The sequence below is a fragment of the Alcanivorax hongdengensis A-11-3 genome (assembly GCF_000300995.1).
GTDB lineage: Bacteria > Pseudomonadota > Gammaproteobacteria > Pseudomonadales > Alcanivoracaceae > Alcanivorax > Alcanivorax hongdengensis.
The window spans coordinates 162,264-182,330 of the sequence record NZ_AMRJ01000001.1; the positions used below are offsets into that span (position 1 = coordinate 162,264).

Below are 20,067 nucleotides of genomic sequence, written 5' to 3' on the forward strand. Positions count from 1 at the left end.
AGCATCCTCTTACACTTAACGACAAGCTAAGCGGCGCAGCTTTGCTGCGTCCGTGCTTAATCGCTTGTTATGTTTGCCGAATTCATAAACTAAGCGCGACACTTCCCTGCAATAAAAAGGTGAGCTGTAATACCAGCACTTTCACTCCCGCCAAGAAGTTGAAATTGCCATGAGATATATACAGCTCACCTACGAAGAGAGGGTAATGCTTTCCACATTGCGACAGCAAGGCCTGTCTGTCAGAGAAATTGCCAAACAGCTTGGGCGTCACTTTTCCACGATATATCGGGAATTGAAACGCAACAGCTGCTCGCACATTGACGGCTCCTATCGGCCCAGCAAAGCTGAGCGACGAACCCGGGCCCGCCGCAGCCGCTCCAGGCGCAATCGGCATTACACGGATGCGGATTTCAAAATCATCCGCAAGCTGCTTCGACAGAAGTGGTCTCCAGAGCAAATTAGCGGTCACATCCGGCGTCATTCGCTAATGCCGCGACATATAAGCCATGAAACGATTTATCAGTATTTATGGCGAGACAAGTCAGATGGCGGCAATCTGTGGATGCATCTCAGGCAGTCAAGCAAGCAGCGTAGAAAACGCTACAGGGCCTATGACAGCAGAGGCCGATTAGCCGACAAGAGACATATCTCAGAAAGGCCAGCAACTGTCGAAACTCGGCGTTACAGGGGGCATTGGGAGATCGACACGGTGATGGGCACAGGCTCAACGGACTGTATTGTCACCATCGTTGAACGCAAATCTGGCTTTATACAAATCGGGAAGCTTAAGGATAGATCGACAAAATCACTCAACAAAAAAGTGATTCGCTTAATTGGGCGTGATCCCGCCTCGTACAAGACCATTACTGCGGATAACGGAACCGAGTTCCATCAGCACAAAAAGATAGAAGAGCGTACCGGTGTCAAATTTTACTTTGCCACCCCTCACCACTCATGGGAGAGAGGCAGCAACGAGAATGCGAACGGCCTTGTTCGGCAATATCTTCCCAAGGGCGCCACTATGTCAGGCCTTACACAGATTGAATGTGACCGGATCGCAGATAAGCTCAATTCCCGCCCAAGAAAGCGACACAACTATAAAACACCAGAGGAAATCTACTATGGTTGCTGACACCGATTACTGTCGCGGTTCAAACTTGATACTAGGTTTCGCCCAAATCGAAGGGCAACTCAAATTTTGCATGTTCTTCCAAATCAGCACTGAATTCGGCCCAATCATTTCTTATCACACGCTTTGCTGCATAGTGCGCTGCCATTAGTGAGAATGCACCAGCTACGGTGGCGAGATCAGAGACAAATTGCCGCAACCTTTCCGTATCATCTCGCCCGTAGGACAAATAGATGGCGTCACGATAGTTGGCTTTGCCTCGATAGCGGAACGCTTGGACCAGATAGTTCACGTGAGCGGGTCTGAGCTTTGCATCCCGCAAGGCTTTTGCCGCATTAGATCGGAAGCTGTTGAAACCACCTTGCCTGTATTCGCGGCTTGCTTTAACCATTTCTTCAAGGCGCCACTGCTCGTACTCTGCCGTTCCTTTGAGGTACGAGTAGAGAGCGCCATTGGCCATATCTTCGTCCGTTGGCTCAGTATTCAGGTCGTGCCTGTTACCGCCTCTCAAGGTAGCCATAACTTGGCGCACGTTGTTGGGGGTAATGTCGGTAATACTCAGATCGAACGGCGATTTAACTAGACCACCAGCTACGATCTCCGCTTGCCACACCTTTCCCGCTGACGCGTGCGTTTGGGGATCAGCACCAGAAGACGCCGCCAACATTGCCTTAGCGGCATAGTAAGTGGCGTAATACCACGCAACAATTGCTGACCTTACGATTGGGTAAGGGTCTTCAATTACCTCTAGCGAATCGAGCGCACTGACGTTGTGCATCGACATCGTGAGGCATTCATAGGCTAAAGCATCTGCTTGTTCATTTGGCTGGCGGCGCTGAACAGCCTGATAGAACAGCCTCAGTTGCTGGTGGGAAAATTGATCATCCGCGAGAATGGCTAAGCCTCGCATCCAATTTACGGTGCCTTGAAATGCAAACCGAGGTTTCGGCTGATCTACGTGGGTAAAAAGTTTGTTTAGAAGCCACATGATTGGCACCAAGAAATATAACGCCAATGTTCAGCGGCCGGTTTGGAGGCGCTACCGCGCCGGAAAATCGGTCCGGTGGAGGCCCGCCAGGGCCGAAACGAACTGCAACTACTGGTTAGATTGATTTGCCAAACTCCCGCGAATAATGGGAGACTTTACTGGGAGTTGGGTTGAGTGCGCTGGCATCGCTAGCGCCCAGCACGCTATCTGCTAACCATGCCATGAAATTCTGGGTTGCTCCGGTACTTCTGGCAGAGCAATGACGCAAGTGCTGGCAGCCCAACAACCATTTTTTTACTTGTAATACGCTGATTTTAAAACTATACGCCTCTTAACTTGCTGGGAAAGCATGACAACTGATTCCCAGTCGTTTGGGTAGCAGATTTCCTCTCTTACTCTCACGTGGGCGCATAGATCTTCCCGCACCTCCTCATTTTTTGAAGACACAGTTAGCTCATCGAACTTTAAGAGGTGTTCACGAACTTGGTATGTGTAGCCATTAACCTTAAACTCTGAACTAGAAGTTATAGCGTGAGTAGTTGGCCACCTAGGAAGCAATCGGTGCAAGTAAGGGATGATTTCTAAACTTCTGATTTTACCTTCTTTGCGGCGTCCTTTTCTGAACATGTGCCGCCAGCCTACTCTGCCCAGCTCTATTTCACCCAGAACCGGTGATCGAACCGTTCTAATATCCTGGTAGCGGCCCTTCACCGTCTTTCTGCGAATCGCAATGGGTGTATCCCTTCGTCTGATATGTAAGCCTTTAGCCCCCTTTGAACCCGATCTAGCCATAGAGATGCAGCGGGCCAAGTCAAACTTAGTTGCAGGAGTCACCTCATGGTATGCTCCATATTTTTGCGCTCTAGCGACCGAGTCAGGGTGGATATAGGCCCAAAAAGCTTTTCTCTCATTACGGTCGATCCAAACAACACATATTTGGTGACTTGACCGAATTGCAGCTGCCTTCGCCTTACTTTTTAATTCAAATCCATTCTCGGTCAATGAGCCATAGGAGTTCCCGGACTTCACTTGGCAAAGGACCATCATTCTTTCCCCAGATGCCCAGGGATGTTCGAATGAAAAGATTAGATCAATCTTCGAATTATCCTCCTCTCTTGACCCCCAATGCCCTTCTCCCCTGCATGCCAAAATAAACTTACTCATGGCGTATGATTCTGCGTCACCTCCATTTATGGAGTTTTGGGCGCGACCTTCTTTAGGCTCGCTCAATGGGAAGGAAGCAAGTAAACTAGGTATTTTATTCATAAAAAGACCGTTCGATAAAGTAGCGCAGTTTATTTGCCTGTATTCTCCGGGCTGTTAGCCTCTTTTACCTTCTCTTCTAACACATAGATAACGTTTACAAACTCATGCGTATCCAAAAAATAATTTGGGTACGCCTGTTTCAAAGAATCAATAGATCCAGTCGCAACGAGAACAACCTGAATATCATCGCCAGCTTCTATTTTGCTTTCGTACTCTGAATACCTTGCGTTAGCTTGAGGGAGCTTTTTCTTGCCAAAACTCTCAATCTCAACTGTTTTTTCATGCGGGCGAAGAATAACGATATGGTAGCTCCCACCTTGACTATCATTTGTTATAGAATGCGCAGCTACAGCAAAAGCCTGCAATCTATCTATAACATCTAATCTTTGGGCCTCTTCAAGCACTCTTTCGTATGTCTCTATCTCACCTAACGCTTCATAGCCAGGCACAGGACCGCAGCCCTCATATAGCGCGAAAGCAGAGCCTGTCAAAGCAAAGAAATCCAACCACTCATCAGGACCTTCAGAAGATTTTAATGCATGATTTAGAAAGGTCCCCATCGTTTCGACAGAGGTTGCCCAAGCATGCTGAAGCCTTGTCCTAATCTGGAGTTCTAATTGCAAACCATCATAGTGATTGACCCTATTATTTTTGTATTTATAGATTAGGTGTATACCGCGATACCCCGTATCCTTAGGCGATTCGATATAGTCTTTTTCTCCAACCAACTCATGTTGAAATCGGGAATTTTTATAATTTTCCTTTAGCTTGAATACCTTTTCCAGATCGCCCACCACAGCCCTCAGACCACCAATATCCTGCATCCTTGACAGCTTCATTCCGGGAAAGCGCTGCAACTTACTGATGATTGAGGGGGCACGTTTAAGTCGCTGAGCAACAAGAGCATCGTTATCAATGCTTCTTAGCTTGTCCCTGAGAGTTGCCTGGAATGTATTGATTGGATAAGAGTGGATTCCCCTCCAATTGCTCAACACTTCCATTGCCCAAGTCTTGTCTGCTTTTTCGGATGCGGCATCCCTCAGGATATCACCTGCTTTTGCGACCTGTTTTTTGGAATACAATGGGCTGATTTTGGCCATATTTTCCTTTCAATCTAACGCCTGAGTTAAGCCGCGCCGCGAAGCGGCGTCGGCTTGAACGAATTGTTAGGCTTGCTAGCTAGGTAGCTTTGCCGCAAGTACATCAACGTTTTCGATGGACGGGGGCTCGGAGAACAACTCACCTGCCTTTGCCATCAACGCGGCTGCGACCTTGCCGGAGAGATGGGCCTGCCGACCCGCTTCATCCGGGAAAGCATCAAAGATTCCGAAAGTGCTTGGTCCAAGGCGAATGCCAAACCACGCAGTGGTGTCAGGCTCCTCATTGACGATGGGAAGGCCACTCACAAGGAAGTTCTCAACCTCTTTCTCTTTTCCGGGTTTCGCTTCAAGGCGAACGAACAAGGCTACTTTGACCATGGCATGTCTCCTGTTGTTAAAACGACATCACGATGCGCGATGTTCTCTTGCAAGCCTAACAGCATATTCATTAGAACGTTCCGTATAACTCGGTTCCTTATAACTCTGAAGCCGCCCCCCCCTTCCTTGAGAGAAAATCCTGCCATAACAACACGATAGAATGTAATGGCAAATTTCCTACACGGAGTTCAAAGGAACGTTCCTTTGAACCCTGCCCCCTGTTTTCTTTTCCATGTTTCAATTTTCCCGATATATATCAGCGCATTAGCGTTACGGGCAGGAAGACTCTGCCAATATCAAGGCCGATTCCGTTGAAAACCGATCAAGCTCCCCGCAACAAAAAAGCCGCACCCAATCCATGGACGCGGCTCCTATGAGCTCAGCATCAACAACCCGTCCTCGCGAGCTGTCAACTCTCAACGATCAACGGTCCATTGTTGTTACGCCACCACCGCCTCGCCCTGGCCCTGGGCCCGCTGCACGTTCTCCACGATCAAGGTGGCAATGCGGTCGATCACCGAGGGCGGGAAGTCGTGGCCCATGCCGGGGATGATGGACAGGTGCGCGCCGCGGATGGCGCGGGCAGAGGCGCGGCCGCCGGCGGGGCGGATGAGCGGGTCGGCGCCGCCGTGGATGACGGTGGTGGGGCAGCGCACTTGCTTGAGCTGGCGGGTGAAGTTGCCGGTGGCCATGATGGCCATGAACTGGTTACGGATGCCGCGCGGGTTGATGCCACGGGCCCAGCTCTGGCGGTACATTTCGGTGAGCTCCTCGGTGCCCTGGGGCAGGGTGCCGCCGAGCTTGGCCATCATGGCCAGGCCGAATTCGATGAACTGTTCTTCGGTTTCGATTTTGACTCGCGGCGCCACCAGGGTTTTCAGGGCCGCCGGTTTGGGCGGCGGCAGCAGCGGGCTGTTGGTGCTGGACATGATGGAGGTCAGGCTGAGCACCCGATCCGGGTGGGTGGCGGCGGTGAGCTGTGAGATCATGCCGCCCATGGAGGCCCCCACCAGGTGAGCCTTGTCGATGCCCAGGCCATCGAGCAGGCCGACGGTATCGGCGACCATGTCGTGCAAGGTGTAGGCGGACTCCACTTTCATGCGCAGCATGCTGCGCACAATGGCGCCCATGGGGCCCTGCTTGAAGCGCTTGCGGATGCGGGTGGATTTGCCCACGTCGCGGTTGTCGAAGCGGATCACCCGGTAGCCCTGTTCGGCCAGCTCGTCGAGCAGCACGTCGGGCCAGAACACCATCTGCGCGGACAGCCCCATGACAAAGACCACGGGCTCGCCGTTTTCCGGGCCGCGACTTTCATAAAACAGCTCGATGCCGTTACTGGCGATGGTGCCTGACTGCATGGGACCTTCCTCTCTATGGGCGATTCGGATTTGATTCACCAACATAGAAAAGGGCCATACAAACCACAAGGTATGTGCGCGCTTTTGGCCTGATCAGGCGGTAATGGCCCGCCACAGCATGTCGAAGAGCACGCCGTGCTGATCGGCCATGGGACCTTCGCGGCCACGCAGCAGATGCATCTGCGAAATGCGCAGCAATACGCCGTAGAAGAAATCCAGCAGGATGGGCGTGGCCACCCGGTCGTTGAGGATGCCCTGTTGCTGGCCCTCATGCAGCACACTGAGAAACAGTTCGGTGAGGCGCTGCTGACCCGGCGTGGTGTCGCTGCCCCAGCGCCCCGGGTACACCGAGTTGATCATCATGCGGCCCATTTGCGGGTTGCGGTCGAAGAAATCCAGCACCACCCAGAACACCTTGCTGAGCCGGTCGCGGTAGGTATCGATGCCGGCCAGGTGGTCAAGCATGCGTTCGGCCAGCTGCTCCAGGCCGTGGTGCAGGCAGGCGCTGAGCAGGGCCTCCTTGCTGCCATAGTAGCGATACAGCGTTTGCAGGCTGCACTGGGCGGCCCGGGCGATTTCCTGCAGGGTGACCTGGTGGAATTCCTGGCGGGCAAACACCTGTACTGCCGCCCACTCGATGCGCGCGCGCACTTGCGGGTCCTGCCGGGAGAGCGGTAGCACCGCGTGTCTGGAAGTCACGGCTGGGTATCCTTGAATGTCAGTCTGTAATTTTTATTACACCACTGTCGGACAGTGTACACCTTGGCATTGACTCGGTTCCAACACCCTTCTAGTCTCGAAACACTTTGACACTATTCAATGTCAGTTTTTATGTCCGCCACTTGTGTAATTTAAATTACACCATGCCGGCATGAATCCGCCAAGGAGACAGGAATGCCCGTTCGCAAGATGAAGCTGGCCGGTCGCGCCGGCCGCGTGGCCATTGTCGATGGTCTGCGCACGCCGTTTGCGCGCATCGCCACCCACTACAAGGACCTCAACGCCATCGACCTGGGTGCCATGGTGGTGCAGGAGCTGATGGCCCGGAACAACCTGGACCAGAAGGACATCGAGCAACTGGTGTTCGGCATGACGGTGATGATCCCGGAGGCCCCCTTTATTGCCCGGGAAATCGCCCTGGCCCTGGGCATGGACACGGTGGATGCCTATTCCGTTACCCGCGCCTGTGCCACCAGCTTCCAGACCACCGCCAACGTGGCCGACAACATTGTCGCCGGTTACACCGACCTGGCCATTGCCGGTGGCACCGACTCCACCAGCTGCGCCCGGGTGCCGCTGTCCAGCGAGCTGAGCGCGGTGCTGCGCGATGTCAGCTTTGCCAAGAGCATGAAGGATCGCATCAAACTGCTCAGCCAGCTGAAAGCCAGGGACCTGCTGCCCCAGGCGCCGTCGATCACCGAATACTCGGTGGGCGAAACCATGGGCGAGAGCACCGAGAAGATGGTCAAGAAGTGGGGCGTGGGCCGCGACGAGCAGGATGATCTGGCCCATGCCTCCCATTCCAACGCCGCCCGCGCCTGGGCCGAAGGCCGCCTGGACCAGCAGGTGATGACCGCCTTCCTGCCGCCCAGGGCCACGCCGCTGAAAGACGACAACCTGGTGCGCAAGCACTCCGAGCGGGCCGGCTACAGCAAGCTCAAGCCGGTGTTCGACAAGGTCTCCGGCAGCGTCACCGCCGGCAACAGCAGCCCGCTCACCGACGGCGCCGGCGCCCTGCTGCTGATGAGCGAGAAGAAGGCCAAGGCACTGGGCTACCAGCCGCTGGGCTATATCCGCTCCTACGCCTTTGCCGCCCGCACGCCCAAGGATGACCTGCTGATGGGCCCGGTGCTGGCCGCCCCCGCTGCCCTGGCGCGGGCCGGGCTGGGCCTTAACGACCTGACCCTGGTGGACATGCACGAAGCCTTTGCCGGCCAGGTGGCCTGCAACCTGCGCGGCCTGGCCGACGACGACTATGTACGCAGCCAGACCGGCCTGGCCGCCCCCGGCGAGGTGGACCGCAGCATCCTCAACGTTAACGGCGGCTCCATTGCCTACGGCCACCCCTTCGGTGCCACCGGGGCGCGCATCATCAGCCAGATGCTCTACGAACTGCAGCGCCGCGGTGGCGGCCTGGGCCTGACCACCGCCTGCGCCGCCGGCGGTATCGGTGCGGCCATGGTGCTGGAAACGGAATAAGCAGCGGAATCAAGGAAACGGTTATGACCCAATCACGCGCTTTTACAGTGAAACCGCTGGATAACGGTGTGGCGGTGCTGGAGATCAATGTCCCCGGCGACGCCCAGAACACCCTCAAGGCGGAATTCGCCGACGACTTCAACGCGGCGTTCAGTGACATTGAATCCGCCAGGCCCAAGGCGCTGGTGCTGTATTCCACCAAGCCCGGCTCCTTTATGGCCGGTGCCGACATCAACCTGTTTGAAAAGGCCGAAAACGCCCAGCAAGTCAGCGACCTGTCCACCCTTTGCCAGCAGACCTTCGGCAAGCTGGAAACCCTGGGCATTCCGGTGGTGGCCGCCATCAAGGGCGCCTGCCTGGGCGGCGGCCTGGAGCTGGCGCTGGCCTGCTCCTACCGCATTGCCGCCAATAGTGGCGACACCGTGCTGGGCCTGCCGGAAGTGATGCTGGGGCTGCTGCCCGCCGGCGGCGGCACCCAGCGCCTGCCGCGTTTGGTGGGCATTGCCAGCGCCCTGGACATGATGCTCACCGGTCGCCAGCTGAAAGCCCGCCCGGCCAGGAAGATGGGGCTGGTGGATGAAGTGGTGGACGCGGTGGCCGTGTACGACCGCGCCGTGGCCCGCGCCGCGCAACTGGCCGGCGAAAAAGACGACGCCGGCATCAGCCTGGGCGACTACTTTTCCAGAGAAGGCCTGACCAAGGCCGCGCTGGAACAGAACAGCCTGGGGCGCAAGGTAGTGTTCGACCAGGCCCGCAAGCAGGCGGCGAAGAAAACCCACGGCCTTTACCCGGCGCCGCCGGCGATCATCGATGCGGTGGAAGCCGGTTACGAAAACGGCCTGGCGCAAGGCTACGCCACCGAGGCGCGGCTGTTCGGCGAGCTGGCCATGTCGTCGCAGTCCAAACAGCTGCGCGGCATCTTCCACGCCACCAACACCCTGAAGAAAGAAACCTTCGTGGCCGATGGCGTGCAGGCGCGCCAGATTCATCGCACCGGGGTGCTGGGTGCCGGCCTGATGGGCGCCGGTATCGCGCTGACCACGGTCAACAAGGCGAAGCTGCCGGTGCGCCTGAAAGACCGGGACGACAAGGGCCTGGCCCATGGCGTGCAATACCTGCGCGACTTCTACAACAAGCGCGTGAAAAAAGGCGCCATGAGCGCCGCCGATGCCAGCGCCGAGCTGGGCCGCGCCAGCTTCACCAGCGACTACAGCGGCTTCAAGGGCCTGGACCTGGTGGTGGAAGCGGTGTTCGAGGATGTGAAGCTCAAGCACCTGATGCTCAAGGACGTGGAAGAACACGGCAACGACCAGACCATCTTTGCCTCCAACACCTCGTCGATTCCCATCACCGAGATTGCCCGCGCCGCCAAGCGCCCGCAGAACGTGATCGGCCTGCACTATTTCTCGCCGGTGGAAAAAATGCCGCTGCTGGAAATCATCACCACCGACCAGACCGACCCGGCGGTGACCGCCGGCTGTGTGGCCTTCGGCAAGGCCCAGGGCAAAACGGTGATCGTGGTGAAGGACGGCCCCGGCTTCTACACCACCCGCATTCTCGCCCCCTACCTGAACGAGGCCACCCGCCTGCTCACCGAAGGGGTGGACGTGAAACAGGTGGACCAGGCGCTGGTGCGCTTCGGCTTCCCGGTGGGCCCCATCACCCTGCTCGATGAGGTGGGCGTGGACGTGGGCACCAAGGTGGGCCCGGTACTGGAGAAGGCCTTTGGCGAGCGTATGGCGTCGCCGGATGCCGCCGGCCTGATGATCGAGAACAACTATCTGGGCCGCAAGAGTGGCCGCGGCTTCTATATCTATGAAGGCGTGGCCAAGGGCGAGAAACCGGTGAACACCGCGCTCTACGAGCTGATGAATGTGACCACCTCACGGGATGCGGACGACGAGGAAATCGTCAGCCGCTGTTTGTGGATGATGATCAACGAGGCGGCCTACTGCCTGCAGGAAGGCATCATCAGCGAGCCCATGCACGGTGACATCGGCGCCATCTTCGGCCTCGGCTTCCCGCCGTTCCGCGGCGGCCCGTTCCGCTACATGGACAGCCTCGGCCTGGTCAACGCGGTACGCACCCTGGAGCGGCTTACCGAGCAGTACGGCGAGCGCTTCAAGCCGGCACCGATACTGATCGACATGGCGAAAAAGAAAGCCCGCTTTTATCAGGATTAATGAAGCGTCAGACGCCGGACGCCCGGCGCCGAAAAGATAACGCCCTGCCAGGCAGGGCATGAATAACCCAACAGGATGGCAACAACCATGTTTAACCAACTGATGAACTGGATGCGGGACAACAAGGTCCTGCCGCAAATTTCCGATACCGAGCGCCAGGCGCTGGAAGCCGGCGATGTGTGGATCGACGGGCAATTCTTCGGCGGCAAGGTGGATTTCGAAAAAATCCTCGCCGAACACTACGACACCCTGCCCGCCCACGAGCAGGCCTTCCTGGATGGCCCGGTGGAAGAGCTGCTGCAGATGGCTGACAGCTATGAACTGTCGCGCACCCGCAAACTGCCCGATGATGTGTTCAAGTTCATGGCCGAGAACGGCTTCTTCGCCATGCAGATCGCCAAGGAATACGGCGGCATGCCCATGTCCACCCAGGCCAAGTCCTGCATCATGGCCAAGGTCAGCTCCTACTCCGGCCTGCTCAGCGCCATGGTGGTGATCCCCAACTCCCTGGGCGCCGCCGAGCTGCTAGGCCACTACGGCACCGACGAGCAAAAAAACTATTACCTGCCGAAACTGGCCAAGGGCGAGTTCATGCCCTGCTTCGGCCTGACCGAGCCCACCGCCGGCTCCGACGCGGCCTCCATCAAGGCCGAAGGCGTGGTGTTCAAGGACAGTGACGGCCAGATCAAATTCAAGCTCAACTTCCGCAAGCGCTACATTACCCTGGCGCCGGTGGCCAACCTGGTCTCCCTGGCGGTGCGTCTGCACGACCCGGACAACCTGCTCGGCAAGGGCGAGGAACCGGGCATTACCGTGGTACTGATCGAGAAAGGCGCGCCGGGCACCGAAGGCCTGCATATCGGCGACCACCACCAACCGATTGGCGAGCACTTCCCCAACGGCCCCATTGTCGGCCGTGACGTGATCGTGCCCGCCGGCAATGTGCTTGGCGGCGTGGAATACACCGGCATGGGCTGGAAGATGCTGATGGAAGCACTGGCCGGCGGGCGCATGGTCTCCCTGCCCGCCACCGGTATCTGCGGTATTCGCCACGGCGCCATGATCGCCGGCGCCTACTCCATGGTGCGCCAGCAGTTCGGCATTCCGGTGGGCCGCATGGAAGGGGTGGAGCACAAGATCGGCAAGGCCGCCGGCATGACCTACGCCTTCGACGCCGCCCGCGTGTTCGGCTGCTCCGCGGTGGACCACGGCATTCAGCCGCCGGTGACCTCCGCCATCATGAAGGCCTACTCCACCGAGATGGGCCGCGACACCGGCACCGATGCCATGGACGTGACCGCCGGTTACGGCGTCATGCAGGGCCCCAACAACACCATGGGCCGGTTGTACAACTCCGCACCGGTGAGCGTCACCGTGGAAGGCGCCAACATCATGACCCGTACCCTGATGATCTTCGGCCAGGGTGCCACCCGCTGCCACCCGTACGCCTACAAGGTGGTACAGGCGGTGGAAAACAATGACGTGGGCGCTTTCCGCAAGAATCTGACCGGCTGGATGGTGCAGTTCCTGCTCGGCTTTGTGATGACCCTGGTACGCGGCGTCACCCGTGGTTTCTTCACCGTCAAGGTGCCCAGTGTGGCGCCGCAGACCAGGAGCATTTACCGCCGTCTGGGCTGGGCGGCCACCCGCTTCGGCCTGCTCACCAACCTGGCCATGTTCTTCGTGGGCGGCAAGCTGAAAGCCCGCGGCAATCTCACCGGCCGCTATGCGGACGTGGTTGCCTGGCTCTACATCACCACCTCGGCCCTGCGCCGTTTCGAGGCGGAAGGCCGCAAGGCCGAAGACCTGGCCCTGGTGCAGTACGCCGGCGAATACGGCCTGGCCCAGATCCAGAACGCCTTTGAAGGCATCTACGAAAACTTCGATGGCCCGGTGGGCGTGATCCTGAAAACCGTTGGTCGTGTCTGGCTGGGCCTCAACCCGCTGGCCAAACTGCCCAATGATCAGCTCAGCCACCAGGCAGCACTGGCCCTGCAAAGCTATGGCGACCAGTACAAGCGTCTGGTGGGTGGCAACTACATGCCGCCGGAAAGCGACCAGGGCCTGGGCCGCCTGCTCAAGGCCTTCCGCCTGACCACCGAGGCCGAGCCGGTGCGCGAGAAAATTCGTGCGGCCCAGAAAGCCCGCAAACTGGGCCGTGGCAAGATCGACCAGGTGGCCGCAGATGCCGCCGCCCAGGGTGTGATCACCGACGCCGAGCTGGCGCTGCTCAATGACGCCACCGCCGCCTGCCTGCAGGCCATTGAAGTGGACGTGTTTACCAAGGACGAATACTACGGTGCCGGCGGTATCCCGGCCATGAGCGCCACCGGCGATGGCGGCATGGAACAACCGCCGGCCTACGAACTGGCCAAGGCGTCCGGCGAGTAATCGATCCGTAGGGCGGAAACGGGCGTCAGCCCCTCTCCGCCGTCAACCCGCTACAACTCCAACGGCGGAGATTGGCATTCGCCAATCTCCGCCCTGCCCATAACAACGCAACACGCACACAGCATGAGTGGCCCTGGCTCACCGAGTCACAACGGTTTGCCGTACCAACGTGAAACATGTCTGCGTGCCAGCTTCTTGCACAGGTATTGCCCATGAACCCATTACTGGATGGCCTCAAGGTCCTGGACCTGTCCCGCCTGCTGCCCGGCCCCTTCTGCTCGCTGACGCTGGCGCAACTGGGCGCCGAGGTGATCAAGATCGAGGAACCGGACGGCGGGGACTATGCCCGCGAGCTGTCACCGGAGCTGTTCGATATCGTCAACCGGGGCAAGCAGTCCATCACCCTGGACCTGCGCCTGGCCGAGGATGTGGAACATTTCAAGGCCATGGTGAAGAACGCCGATGTGGTACTGGAATCCTTTCGTCCCGGCGTCATGGACAAGCTCGGCTGCGGCTATGACACGCTGCGAGCGATCAACCCGAAACTGGTGTATGCCTCGCTCACCGGCTACGGCCAGACCGGGCCCTATGCGGACCGCCCCGGCCATGACCTCAACTACCTGGGCTATGCCGGCGTGCTCGACCAGACCGGCCTGCCGGGCAAGCGCCCGGCCATGTCCAATGTGCAGATTGCCGACCTGGCCGGCGGCGCGCAGAACTGCGCCATCGGCATCCTGGCGGCGGTGATGGGCGCGCGCCAGAGCGGCGAGGGCTGCTGGGTGGACGTGGGCATGCTGGATGGCGCCCTGGCCCTGCAGAGCATGGCGCTGGCCACCCATCATCAGCATGGCAGCAGCCAGCCCCGTGGCAAGGACATGCTCACCGGTGCCCTGGCCAACTACAACATCTACCGCTGCCGTGATGGCAGGTACCTGGCCGTGGGCTCCCTGGAACCCAAGTTCTTTATGGCGTTCCTGAAGGAAATCACGCCGGCGTTTCTGTGGCGCAAGAAAGCCAAAAGTAAAACGTCTAACACCCCGAACAGCGCGGCCCGCACACCGAAAAGCAGTGGCAACGATGCGCTCACCAAACTGGCCGGTGACCCGAAAAAACTGCGCCGCCTGATGGTGCCGGTGCGCTGGGCGATTCAGCTGATTCTTCTGACCCGCACCCGCGACCAGTGGGAGGCGCGCCTGGCCCACAAGGACACCTGTGTGTCGGCGATCCTGACGCTGGAAGAGGCGCTGGCGAACGAGCAGGTGCAGGCCCGCGAGCTGATGACCCGCAACGCTCGCGGCCCGGTGCTGCGCTCACCGATCAGGTTTGTGAATGCGCAGACCCGTGACGGTGACAGCCCGGCCCTGGGCCAGCACAACCCGCCGGTGGAGGCGCCCCGACGCCGGGCCTGACCACGGACTGGCCCCATCGGCCCTGCCACGGCGGGGCCCGAGCCTCTACATTGAGGCATCCATACGAACCCGATCACCAGCACAACAACAAACGGACGCAGCAATGAGTATCCAGGCCCGAATCATCAAGGCGGTGACCCGCCGCACCATCAAGCGTGATGGCCTCAACCAGGAGCAGCTGGTGCGCCATCTGCGCAAGGTCTTCAACAACACGCCCTCCATCACCCTGCTGCCGCGCGGCGTCAAGCTGGAGAAGATCAAGGTGCCGGCCTTCCAGGGCGAACGCCTCAGTGTGCGCGATCCACGCGTGACCGTGCTTTACCTGCACGGCGGCGCCTACATCGGCGGCGTTACCAGGACCTACCACAACCTGGCCGGCCGGCTGGCCAGGCAACTGCATGGCGAGGTCTACCTGGCCACTTACCCGTTTGCGCCGGAACACCCTTTTCCGGCGGCGGTAAACCGGGCACTGGAAGCCTATGAATACCTGCTGAGCCTGGGCAAGTCGCCCCAGGATATCGTTATCGCCGGTGACTCCGCCGGTGGCGGCCTGACCCTGGCGACACTGCTGCACCTGCGCGACAAGCAGCTGCCGCAACCGCGCTGCGCGGTGACCTTCTCGCCGGGCAGCAGCTGTTTTCCGGATGACAAGGTACTGGCCGCTCTGGACCCCAGCGATGCCATGCTGTCGGCGGATATCATCCGCACCGTGATCGATATTTATGTGCCCGACCCGCAGGACCGCCAGCACCCCTACGCCTCACCGGGCCTGGCCGACTACACCGGCATCTGCCCGCTGATGATCACCGCCAGTACCGACGAGGTGCTCTATGCGGACGCCAAGCTGGTGCGCAAGTCCGCCGAGAAGGCCGGGGTCAAGGTGGAGTGGCTGGAGCGCGGTGGCGTCTTCCATGTCTGGCCGATCATGGTGCCCTTCCTGCCGGAGGCCCGCAAAGACGTGAAGCGGGTGGTGGATTTCATCCAGGCCCACTGACAGCATCAGGCTGGCAGGGCCCGCGCCGGGCTGACAAAATCGCGCCCCTTTGGGTCATTGTCGGCCCGGCCATGCCAGCGTCTACTTGAGGTTTCTGCGCTGATCACGAACCGGGAGACGGCATGACCGAACTGCCACGTATTCACCCCCACGATTACTGCGATGAGGACCTGCCGGAACTGATCCAGCCCTGGTGGGATACCCTGCCACGTTATTTTCATGCCTTGCCGGACCACTTCCTGGCCGACAGCGATACCCGCTGGCGCATTGATTACACCGCATCCATCGACAATATCGCCCGTACCGGCCTGGCCTGCATGGCCGGCGCCGCGGCGCTGCCTGCGGCGCTCAACAAGCAACGCCAGCAACAGGATCGGGAACAAAGCCGCTTTTACCAGTCGTTCCTCGACGAGGACGACCCCAATGTCTTTTTTGCACCGCCGCAGCAGCGGGCGGACATTCACCGTGCCCCGGTGGCCCGCTATCACTTCCAGCCGGAAGACGGTGACGCCTACACCCTGCATTTCCGCTCACCGTTCGAGACCCGCAACCCGGAGCTGCGTGAGCGTTACCATGCCCACAAACCCAACGGCACCGCCTGGGCCCAGCACTGGCGCCATCATGGTGAGCCGCGCCCGACGCTGGTGATGATCCACGGTTTTGTCGCCGACCCGTACTGGCTCAATACCCGCTGGCTGGCGTTGCCCTGGTTCTACAAGCAGGGCTTTGATGTGCTGCTCTACACGCTGCCTTTCCATGGCCGGCGCAAGGGGCGGCTGGCACCGTTCAGCGGGGCGGAATTCTTCAGCCAGGGCATGGCCATGCTCAACGAGACCTTTGCCCATGCCATCCATGACCTGCGCCTGTTCATGGCCATGCTGCGCGATCAGGGCAGCCCGGCCATCGGCGCCACCGGCATCTCCCTGGGCGGCTACACCACCGGCCTGCTGGCCGCCCTGGAAGACGACCTGGCCTTTGCCATTCCCAATGTGCCGCTGGTCAGCATCATGGACCTGATGAAGAGCTGGTTCCCGATCAACCAGCAGATTCCCCTGTTCCAGAAAATCTTCGACACCGATATGAGCGGCCTGCGCAAACTCACCGCCCTGCATTCACCCCTGACCTGGCCATGCCGGGTGCCCCAGTCCGGGCGCATGATCATCGGCGGCGCCGGCGACCGCTTCGCCCCACCCAAGCACAGCCAGCTACTCTGGCAACACTGGAACCGCTGCGACCTGCACTGGTTCCCGGGCAACCATCTGCTGCACCTGGACCAGGGCCTGTATCTGAAGGCCATGCGCGATTTCATGAAACAGGCGTTGGTAGAGCGGGACGTGGAGCTGGCGGGGTAAAGAAGAGGGCTTGTCGCAGGCATGTTCGCGACTCGAGCGTCGCTCCTACAACAGGGGATAAAACACCTGTAGGTGCGACGCTCGAGTCGCGAAAGTCTTACGCCGACGGCGGCGGGCCCTTGTGGAACAGGGTGGCGGTGCCGGCGCCGCAGGCGACGACAGTTTTCATCATCTGCTCCACGCCGATTTCCGGATGTCGTTCCACCAGTTCCTCGGCCACGTGGTAGATAAACCCGCTGGTGGGGTTGGGGCCGGTGGGCACGAACACGGTGAGGTGGCCATCGGCGTGCCGGGAGGTAATCAGCGCGGTGACCGACACCGGCGTGTCACGGCCGTAAAGCCATACCCGCGCGACCTCGCCCCGGTTAAAGGGGCTGTCTTCACTGTTGCCCATCAACTGGGCAATCACTTCCCGCACGGTGCGGTAACCGGGCAGGCGAGTCATCACCTGCTCTTCCCACTGGTGCCAGATCCAGCTGCCGACCCGGGTGGCCACCAGGGTCCCGATCAGAAAGCACAGCACCAGAATGGCCAGCACCGCCAGCCAGTCCGCCACAAACTTGGGCAGGCCGAAGGCGTTGATGAACACCGAGGTGAAGGGCGCGATCATCTCGGTCACCGTCTGGTAGATCCAGCGGAAGAAGAACACGATGATGGAAATGGGCAGCAGGATGGTCAGGCCACCCAGCAGGGATTTGCGGACAAAAAACCAGATACGGCGGTTAGCGCTCATTGTCAGTGTCTTCGTTGCGATACCAGATTCGGTTGATGAACAGACAGCGCTCGCCGGTGGGGGTTCGCACTTCTACCTCATCGTCCACCTGTTTCTTCAGCAAGGCCCGTGCCAGTGGCGCATCAATGCTGATGTAACCCCGCCGGGCATCGGTCTCGTCCGGGCCCACCAGCCGGTAGGTTTCCAGTTTGCCGTCTTCGTTTTCCAGCTCCACCCAGGCGCCGAAGAACACCCGACTCTGGTCCTCGGGCAGGCGATCCACCACGGTCATGTCATCCAGGCGCTTGCTGAGAAAACGCACCCGGCGATCGATCTCACGCAGCTGCTTTTTGCCGTAGATGTACTCGGCGTTCTCCGAGCGGTCACCCTGGGCGGCGGCTTCCTGTACCGACTGGGTCACCGCCGGGCGTTTTTCCTTCCACAGGTATTGCAGCTCATCGTTGAGCGCCTTGTACCCTTCCGGGGTAATGTACTTGGAGGCGGGGGTGCCCTTTGGTCGCCAGCGTCCCATCAGATTTCGAAGATCCGGTCGATCTCGCGCAGGCCCTTGAACTCCAGCACGTTGCCGGTGGGGTCCTGTACGAAGAAGGTGCCCTGCTCCGCCGGCTGGCCGACAAAGCGTTCGCGGGGCTTGAGAAGAAACGGCCAGTCGTGTTCGTAGATCCGTTCCACCAGGGTTTCCCAGGTGGCAAAGTCGAGCACCACGCCGAAATGAGGCATGGGCACCGGGTGGCCATCCACGTCACTGTAGCCCTGGATAGGCTGCAGATTCTCGCCCTGGTGCAGGGACAGCTGATGACCATGCAGGTCGACATCAATCCAGTTGGGTGCATCACGGCCCCGGCGACCACCGAGCACCCGGCAATAGAAATCGGCGGCGTCTTCCAGCTCGCTCACCAGAAAGGCCAAATGAAAGGCCGGCTGTTTTTCCATCGTCTACGGCTCTTGCTAAACTCTCGTCATTCAGTCGGATGCCCGCTCAAACCCGACGGCACTTTGGCCACCGCGGTCACGGCATCCGGCGCCCCATGTTACTAAAGGACGCCACCCCATGTCTGTCACTCGTGCCCCCTGGCCTGCTTCTCGCCCGCGCCGCATGCGCCGCGACGATTTTTCCCGTCGCCTGATGCGCGAAAACACGCTGACCGTGGATGATCTGATCTACCCGGTGTTTGTGCTGGAGGGCAAAAACCAGACCGAGGCAGTGCCGTCCATGCCCGGCGTGGAGCGCAAGAGCATCGACCTGCTGGTGGAGGAAGCGAAAGAACTGGCGGACCTGGGCGTGCCGGCCATGGCGCTGTTCCCGGTGACCCCGGCGGAAGTGAAAACCCTGGACGGCCAGGAAGCCTGGAACCCGGACGGCCTGGCCCAGCGGGCGGTACGCGCCCTCAAGGCAGCGGTGCCGGAGATGGGCGTGATCACCGATGGCGCCCTGGACCCGTTCACCACCCATGGGCAGGACGGCATCATCGATGACAACGGCTATGTGCTCAATGACGAGACCGTGGAAGCGCTGGTCAAACAGGCCCTGTCCCACGCCGAGGCCGGCGTCGATATTGTCGCCCCTTCGGACATGATGGACGGGCGCATCGGCGCCATTCGCAACACGCTGGAACAGGCCGGCCACATCCATACCCGCATCATGGCCTATTCGGCCAAGTATGCCAGTGCCTACTACGGTCCCTTCCGGGATGCGGTGGGCTCGGCGGGCAATCTGGGCAAGGCCGACAAGAAAACCTACCAGATGGACCCGGCCAACAGTGACGAGGCGCTGCACGAAATCGCCCTGGATCTGGCCGAAGGCGCCGATGTGGTGATGGTCAAACCGGGCATGCCCTACCTGGATGTGGTGCGCCGGGTGAAGGACGAATTCAAGGTACCGGTCTATGCCTACCAGGTGAGCGGCGAGTACGCCATGCACATGGCCGCCTTCCAGAATGGCTGGCTGGACAAGGAACAGGTGATGATGGAATCGCTGCTGGCCTTCAAGCGCGCCGGCGCCGACGGCATTCTCACCTACTTCGCCAGGGACGCCGCCCGCCTGCTGAAAAAGTAAACACCCTGTTGCTGACCGTATATTTTGCGGATTGTCTGACCAGGTCAATGCACTAGATCATACACATCCTTATCATTTGTTTACCGCTCGGCCTGGCGCTGGGCCGGCGGTAACCGTGTTGTTTGATGAGGAAAGTGTTATGCGTTACCTGGCTATTGTCCTGGGCTTCTCTGCCGCCCTGGCCCATGCCGCCCCCGCGGCACCGCAGAGCAACGACGACCAGCCCCGCGCTCTCACCGAGCAGGAGCAACAGCAACTGGAGCTGATCAACCCGGCCTGGATGTTCCAGGGCTGATCTCCACCGGGCAGACAAAGAGCCGCACGCCTCATCCCCGTGCGGCTTTTTTATGGTTCTTCGCGGATTAGAGGGAAATCAGCTTGGTCCAACGTCTGAGGTCTGACGTCGGACGCGATAGGTTGAAACTCCAAAGCCCCCCCCCACCGACTCGTCCCCTGTGGCAATGCTGTTCTCTTGAGATGTTAAGCCCCTCTCCCCTTGCGGGAGAGGGGTTGGGGAGAGGGGATCAGCCT

General features: G+C 59.5%; 18 protein-coding genes. 9 read left to right on the forward strand and 9 right to left on the reverse strand.

The genetic code is table 11. The annotated features are described in order from the left end of the window. Positions 1–169: 169 nt before the first annotated feature. Entirely contained in the window at positions 170–1,132 is a 963-nt protein-coding gene (locus A11A3_RS17355) for an IS30 family transposase (RefSeq protein WP_008927331.1), read from the forward strand. A 31-nt stretch (positions 1,133–1,163) separates the two neighbouring features. Here A11A3_RS17355 and A11A3_RS00710 read toward each other — a convergent pair whose 3' ends face one another. From A11A3_RS00710 to A11A3_RS00730, 6 genes are all read right to left on the reverse strand, one after another. Further along, entirely contained in the window at positions 1,164–2,117 is a 954-nt protein-coding gene (locus tag A11A3_RS00710) for a hypothetical protein (RefSeq protein WP_040296546.1), read from the reverse strand. Positions 2,118–2,411: 294 nt separating this feature from the next. Further along, the gene (locus A11A3_RS17360) at positions 2,412–3,281 is read right to left on the reverse strand and encodes a hypothetical protein (protein ID WP_202802655.1); all 870 of its coding nucleotides are present in this window, start codon (positions 3,279–3,281) and stop codon (positions 2,412–2,414) included. 131 nt (positions 3,282–3,412) lie between these two features. Next, entirely contained in the window at positions 3,413–4,483 is a 1,071-nt protein-coding gene (locus A11A3_RS00715; protein WP_008927333.1) for a RelA/SpoT domain-containing protein, read from the reverse strand. Positions 4,484–4,558: 75 nt separating this feature from the next. Further along, entirely contained in the window at positions 4,559–4,861 is a 303-nt protein-coding gene (locus A11A3_RS00720; RefSeq protein ID WP_008927334.1) for a putative quinol monooxygenase, read from the reverse strand. A gap of 440 nt (positions 4,862–5,301) precedes the next feature. Further along, the gene (locus tag A11A3_RS00725) at positions 5,302–6,219 is read right to left on the reverse strand and encodes an alpha/beta fold hydrolase (protein ID WP_008927335.1); all 918 of its coding nucleotides are present in this window, start codon (positions 6,217–6,219) and stop codon (positions 5,302–5,304) included. 93 nt (positions 6,220–6,312) lie between these two features. Further along, entirely contained in the window at positions 6,313–6,918 is a 606-nt protein-coding gene (locus tag A11A3_RS00730; RefSeq protein WP_157375192.1) for a TetR/AcrR family transcriptional regulator, read from the reverse strand. Positions 6,919–7,113: 195 nt separating this feature from the next. Between A11A3_RS00730 and fadI the strand changes: the two genes are divergently transcribed. The 6 genes from fadI (at position 7,114) to A11A3_RS00760 (ending at position 16,747) form a co-directional block, all read left to right on the forward strand. Beyond that, positions 7,114–8,418: an acetyl-CoA C-acyltransferase FadI gene (gene fadI, locus A11A3_RS00735; RefSeq protein ID WP_008927337.1), complete on the forward strand. Its 1,305-nt coding sequence runs from the start codon at positions 7,114–7,116 to the stop codon at positions 8,416–8,418. A gap of 23 nt (positions 8,419–8,441) precedes the next feature. After that, positions 8,442–10,601 carry a fatty acid oxidation complex subunit alpha FadJ gene (gene fadJ / locus A11A3_RS00740; RefSeq protein WP_008927338.1) on the forward strand — a complete coding sequence of 720 codons (2,160 nt, stop codon included), beginning with the start codon at positions 8,442–8,444 and terminating at the stop codon, positions 10,599–10,601. 87 nt (positions 10,602–10,688) lie between these two features. After that, entirely contained in the window at positions 10,689–12,992 is a 2,304-nt protein-coding gene (locus A11A3_RS00745) for an acyl-CoA dehydrogenase (RefSeq protein WP_008927339.1), read from the forward strand. A gap of 212 nt (positions 12,993–13,204) precedes the next feature. Then, positions 13,205–14,401 carry a CaiB/BaiF CoA transferase family protein gene (locus A11A3_RS00750; protein ID WP_008927340.1) on the forward strand — a complete coding sequence of 399 codons (1,197 nt, stop codon included), beginning with the start codon at positions 13,205–13,207 and terminating at the stop codon, positions 14,399–14,401. A 103-nt stretch (positions 14,402–14,504) separates the two neighbouring features. Continuing rightward, positions 14,505–15,395 (forward strand): alpha/beta hydrolase, encoded by an 891-nt coding sequence (locus tag A11A3_RS00755; protein ID WP_008927341.1) that lies wholly within the window; start codon positions 14,505–14,507, stop codon positions 15,393–15,395. 122 nt (positions 15,396–15,517) lie between these two features. Further along, complete coding sequence (locus A11A3_RS00760) at positions 15,518–16,747, forward strand: alpha/beta hydrolase (protein ID WP_008927342.1); 1,230 nt, start codon at positions 15,518–15,520, stop codon at positions 16,745–16,747. A 97-nt stretch (positions 16,748–16,844) separates the two neighbouring features. Here the strand turns inward: A11A3_RS00760 and A11A3_RS00765 are convergent, their stop codons facing one another. The 3 genes from A11A3_RS00765 to A11A3_RS00775 are packed head-to-tail and all read right to left on the reverse strand — an operon-like array spanning position 16,845 to position 18,413. Then, positions 16,845–17,480 carry a DUF502 domain-containing protein gene (locus A11A3_RS00765; RefSeq protein ID WP_008927343.1) on the reverse strand — a complete coding sequence of 212 codons (636 nt, stop codon included), beginning with the start codon at positions 17,478–17,480 and terminating at the stop codon, positions 16,845–16,847. Beyond that, positions 17,470–17,991, reverse strand: coding sequence for a transcription elongation factor GreB (gene greB, locus A11A3_RS00770; RefSeq protein WP_008927344.1), 522 nt, complete (start codon positions 17,989–17,991; stop codon positions 17,470–17,472). Before greB ends, A11A3_RS00765 begins: the two co-directional genes overlap by 11 nt. Continuing rightward, positions 17,991–18,413 carry a VOC family protein gene (locus A11A3_RS00775; protein ID WP_008927345.1) on the reverse strand — a complete coding sequence of 141 codons (423 nt, stop codon included), beginning with the start codon at positions 18,411–18,413 and terminating at the stop codon, positions 17,991–17,993. Before A11A3_RS00775 ends, greB begins: the two co-directional genes overlap by 1 nt. A gap of 118 nt (positions 18,414–18,531) precedes the next feature. On the opposite strand from A11A3_RS00775, the gene hemB reads away from it, so the two are divergent. Further along, complete coding sequence (gene hemB / locus A11A3_RS00780; RefSeq protein WP_008927346.1) at positions 18,532–19,536, forward strand: porphobilinogen synthase; 1,005 nt, start codon at positions 18,532–18,534, stop codon at positions 19,534–19,536. Positions 19,537–19,675: 139 nt separating this feature from the next. Continuing rightward, entirely contained in the window at positions 19,676–19,831 is a 156-nt protein-coding gene (locus A11A3_RS17635; protein WP_157375195.1) for a hypothetical protein, read from the forward strand. Positions 19,832–20,067: the final 236 nt, after the last annotated feature.

What these genes read in the sequence shown, in the direction of transcription:
- A11A3_RS17355 (WP_008927331.1), top strand. Translation starts at nt 170, where the DNA reads ATGAGATATATACAGCTCACCTACGAAGAGAGGGTAATGCTTTCCACA.
- A11A3_RS00710 (WP_040296546.1), bottom strand. Translation starts at nt 2,117, where the DNA reads ATGTGGCTTCTAAACAAACTTTTTACCCACGTAGATCAGCCGAAACCT.
- A11A3_RS17360 (WP_202802655.1), bottom strand. Translation starts at nt 3,281, where the DNA reads ATGAGTAAGTTTATTTTGGCATGCAGGGGAGAAGGGCATTGGGGGTCA.
- A11A3_RS00715 (WP_008927333.1), bottom strand. Translation starts at nt 4,483, where the DNA reads ATGGCCAAAATCAGCCCATTGTATTCCAAAAAACAGGTCGCAAAAGCA.
- A11A3_RS00720 (WP_008927334.1), bottom strand. Translation starts at nt 4,861, where the DNA reads ATGGTCAAAGTAGCCTTGTTCGTTCGCCTTGAAGCGAAACCCGGAAAA.
- A11A3_RS00725 (WP_008927335.1), bottom strand. Translation starts at nt 6,219, where the DNA reads ATGCAGTCAGGCACCATCGCCAGTAACGGCATCGAGCTGTTTTATGAA.
- fadI (WP_008927337.1), top strand. Translation starts at nt 7,114, where the DNA reads ATGCCCGTTCGCAAGATGAAGCTGGCCGGTCGCGCCGGCCGCGTGGCC.
- fadJ (WP_008927338.1), top strand. Translation starts at nt 8,442, where the DNA reads ATGACCCAATCACGCGCTTTTACAGTGAAACCGCTGGATAACGGTGTG.
- A11A3_RS00745 (WP_008927339.1), top strand. Translation starts at nt 10,689, where the DNA reads ATGTTTAACCAACTGATGAACTGGATGCGGGACAACAAGGTCCTGCCG.
- A11A3_RS00750 (WP_008927340.1), top strand. Translation starts at nt 13,205, where the DNA reads ATGAACCCATTACTGGATGGCCTCAAGGTCCTGGACCTGTCCCGCCTG.
- A11A3_RS00755 (WP_008927341.1), top strand. Translation starts at nt 14,505, where the DNA reads ATGAGTATCCAGGCCCGAATCATCAAGGCGGTGACCCGCCGCACCATC.
- A11A3_RS00760 (WP_008927342.1), top strand. Translation starts at nt 15,518, where the DNA reads ATGACCGAACTGCCACGTATTCACCCCCACGATTACTGCGATGAGGAC.
- A11A3_RS00765 (WP_008927343.1), bottom strand. Translation starts at nt 17,480, where the DNA reads ATGAGCGCTAACCGCCGTATCTGGTTTTTTGTCCGCAAATCCCTGCTG.
- greB (WP_008927344.1), bottom strand. Translation starts at nt 17,991, where the DNA reads ATGGGACGCTGGCGACCAAAGGGCACCCCCGCCTCCAAGTACATTACC.
- A11A3_RS00775 (WP_008927345.1), bottom strand. Translation starts at nt 18,413, where the DNA reads ATGGAAAAACAGCCGGCCTTTCATTTGGCCTTTCTGGTGAGCGAGCTG.
- hemB (WP_008927346.1), top strand. Translation starts at nt 18,532, where the DNA reads ATGTCTGTCACTCGTGCCCCCTGGCCTGCTTCTCGCCCGCGCCGCATG.
- A11A3_RS17635 (WP_157375195.1), top strand. Translation starts at nt 19,676, where the DNA reads ATGCGTTACCTGGCTATTGTCCTGGGCTTCTCTGCCGCCCTGGCCCAT.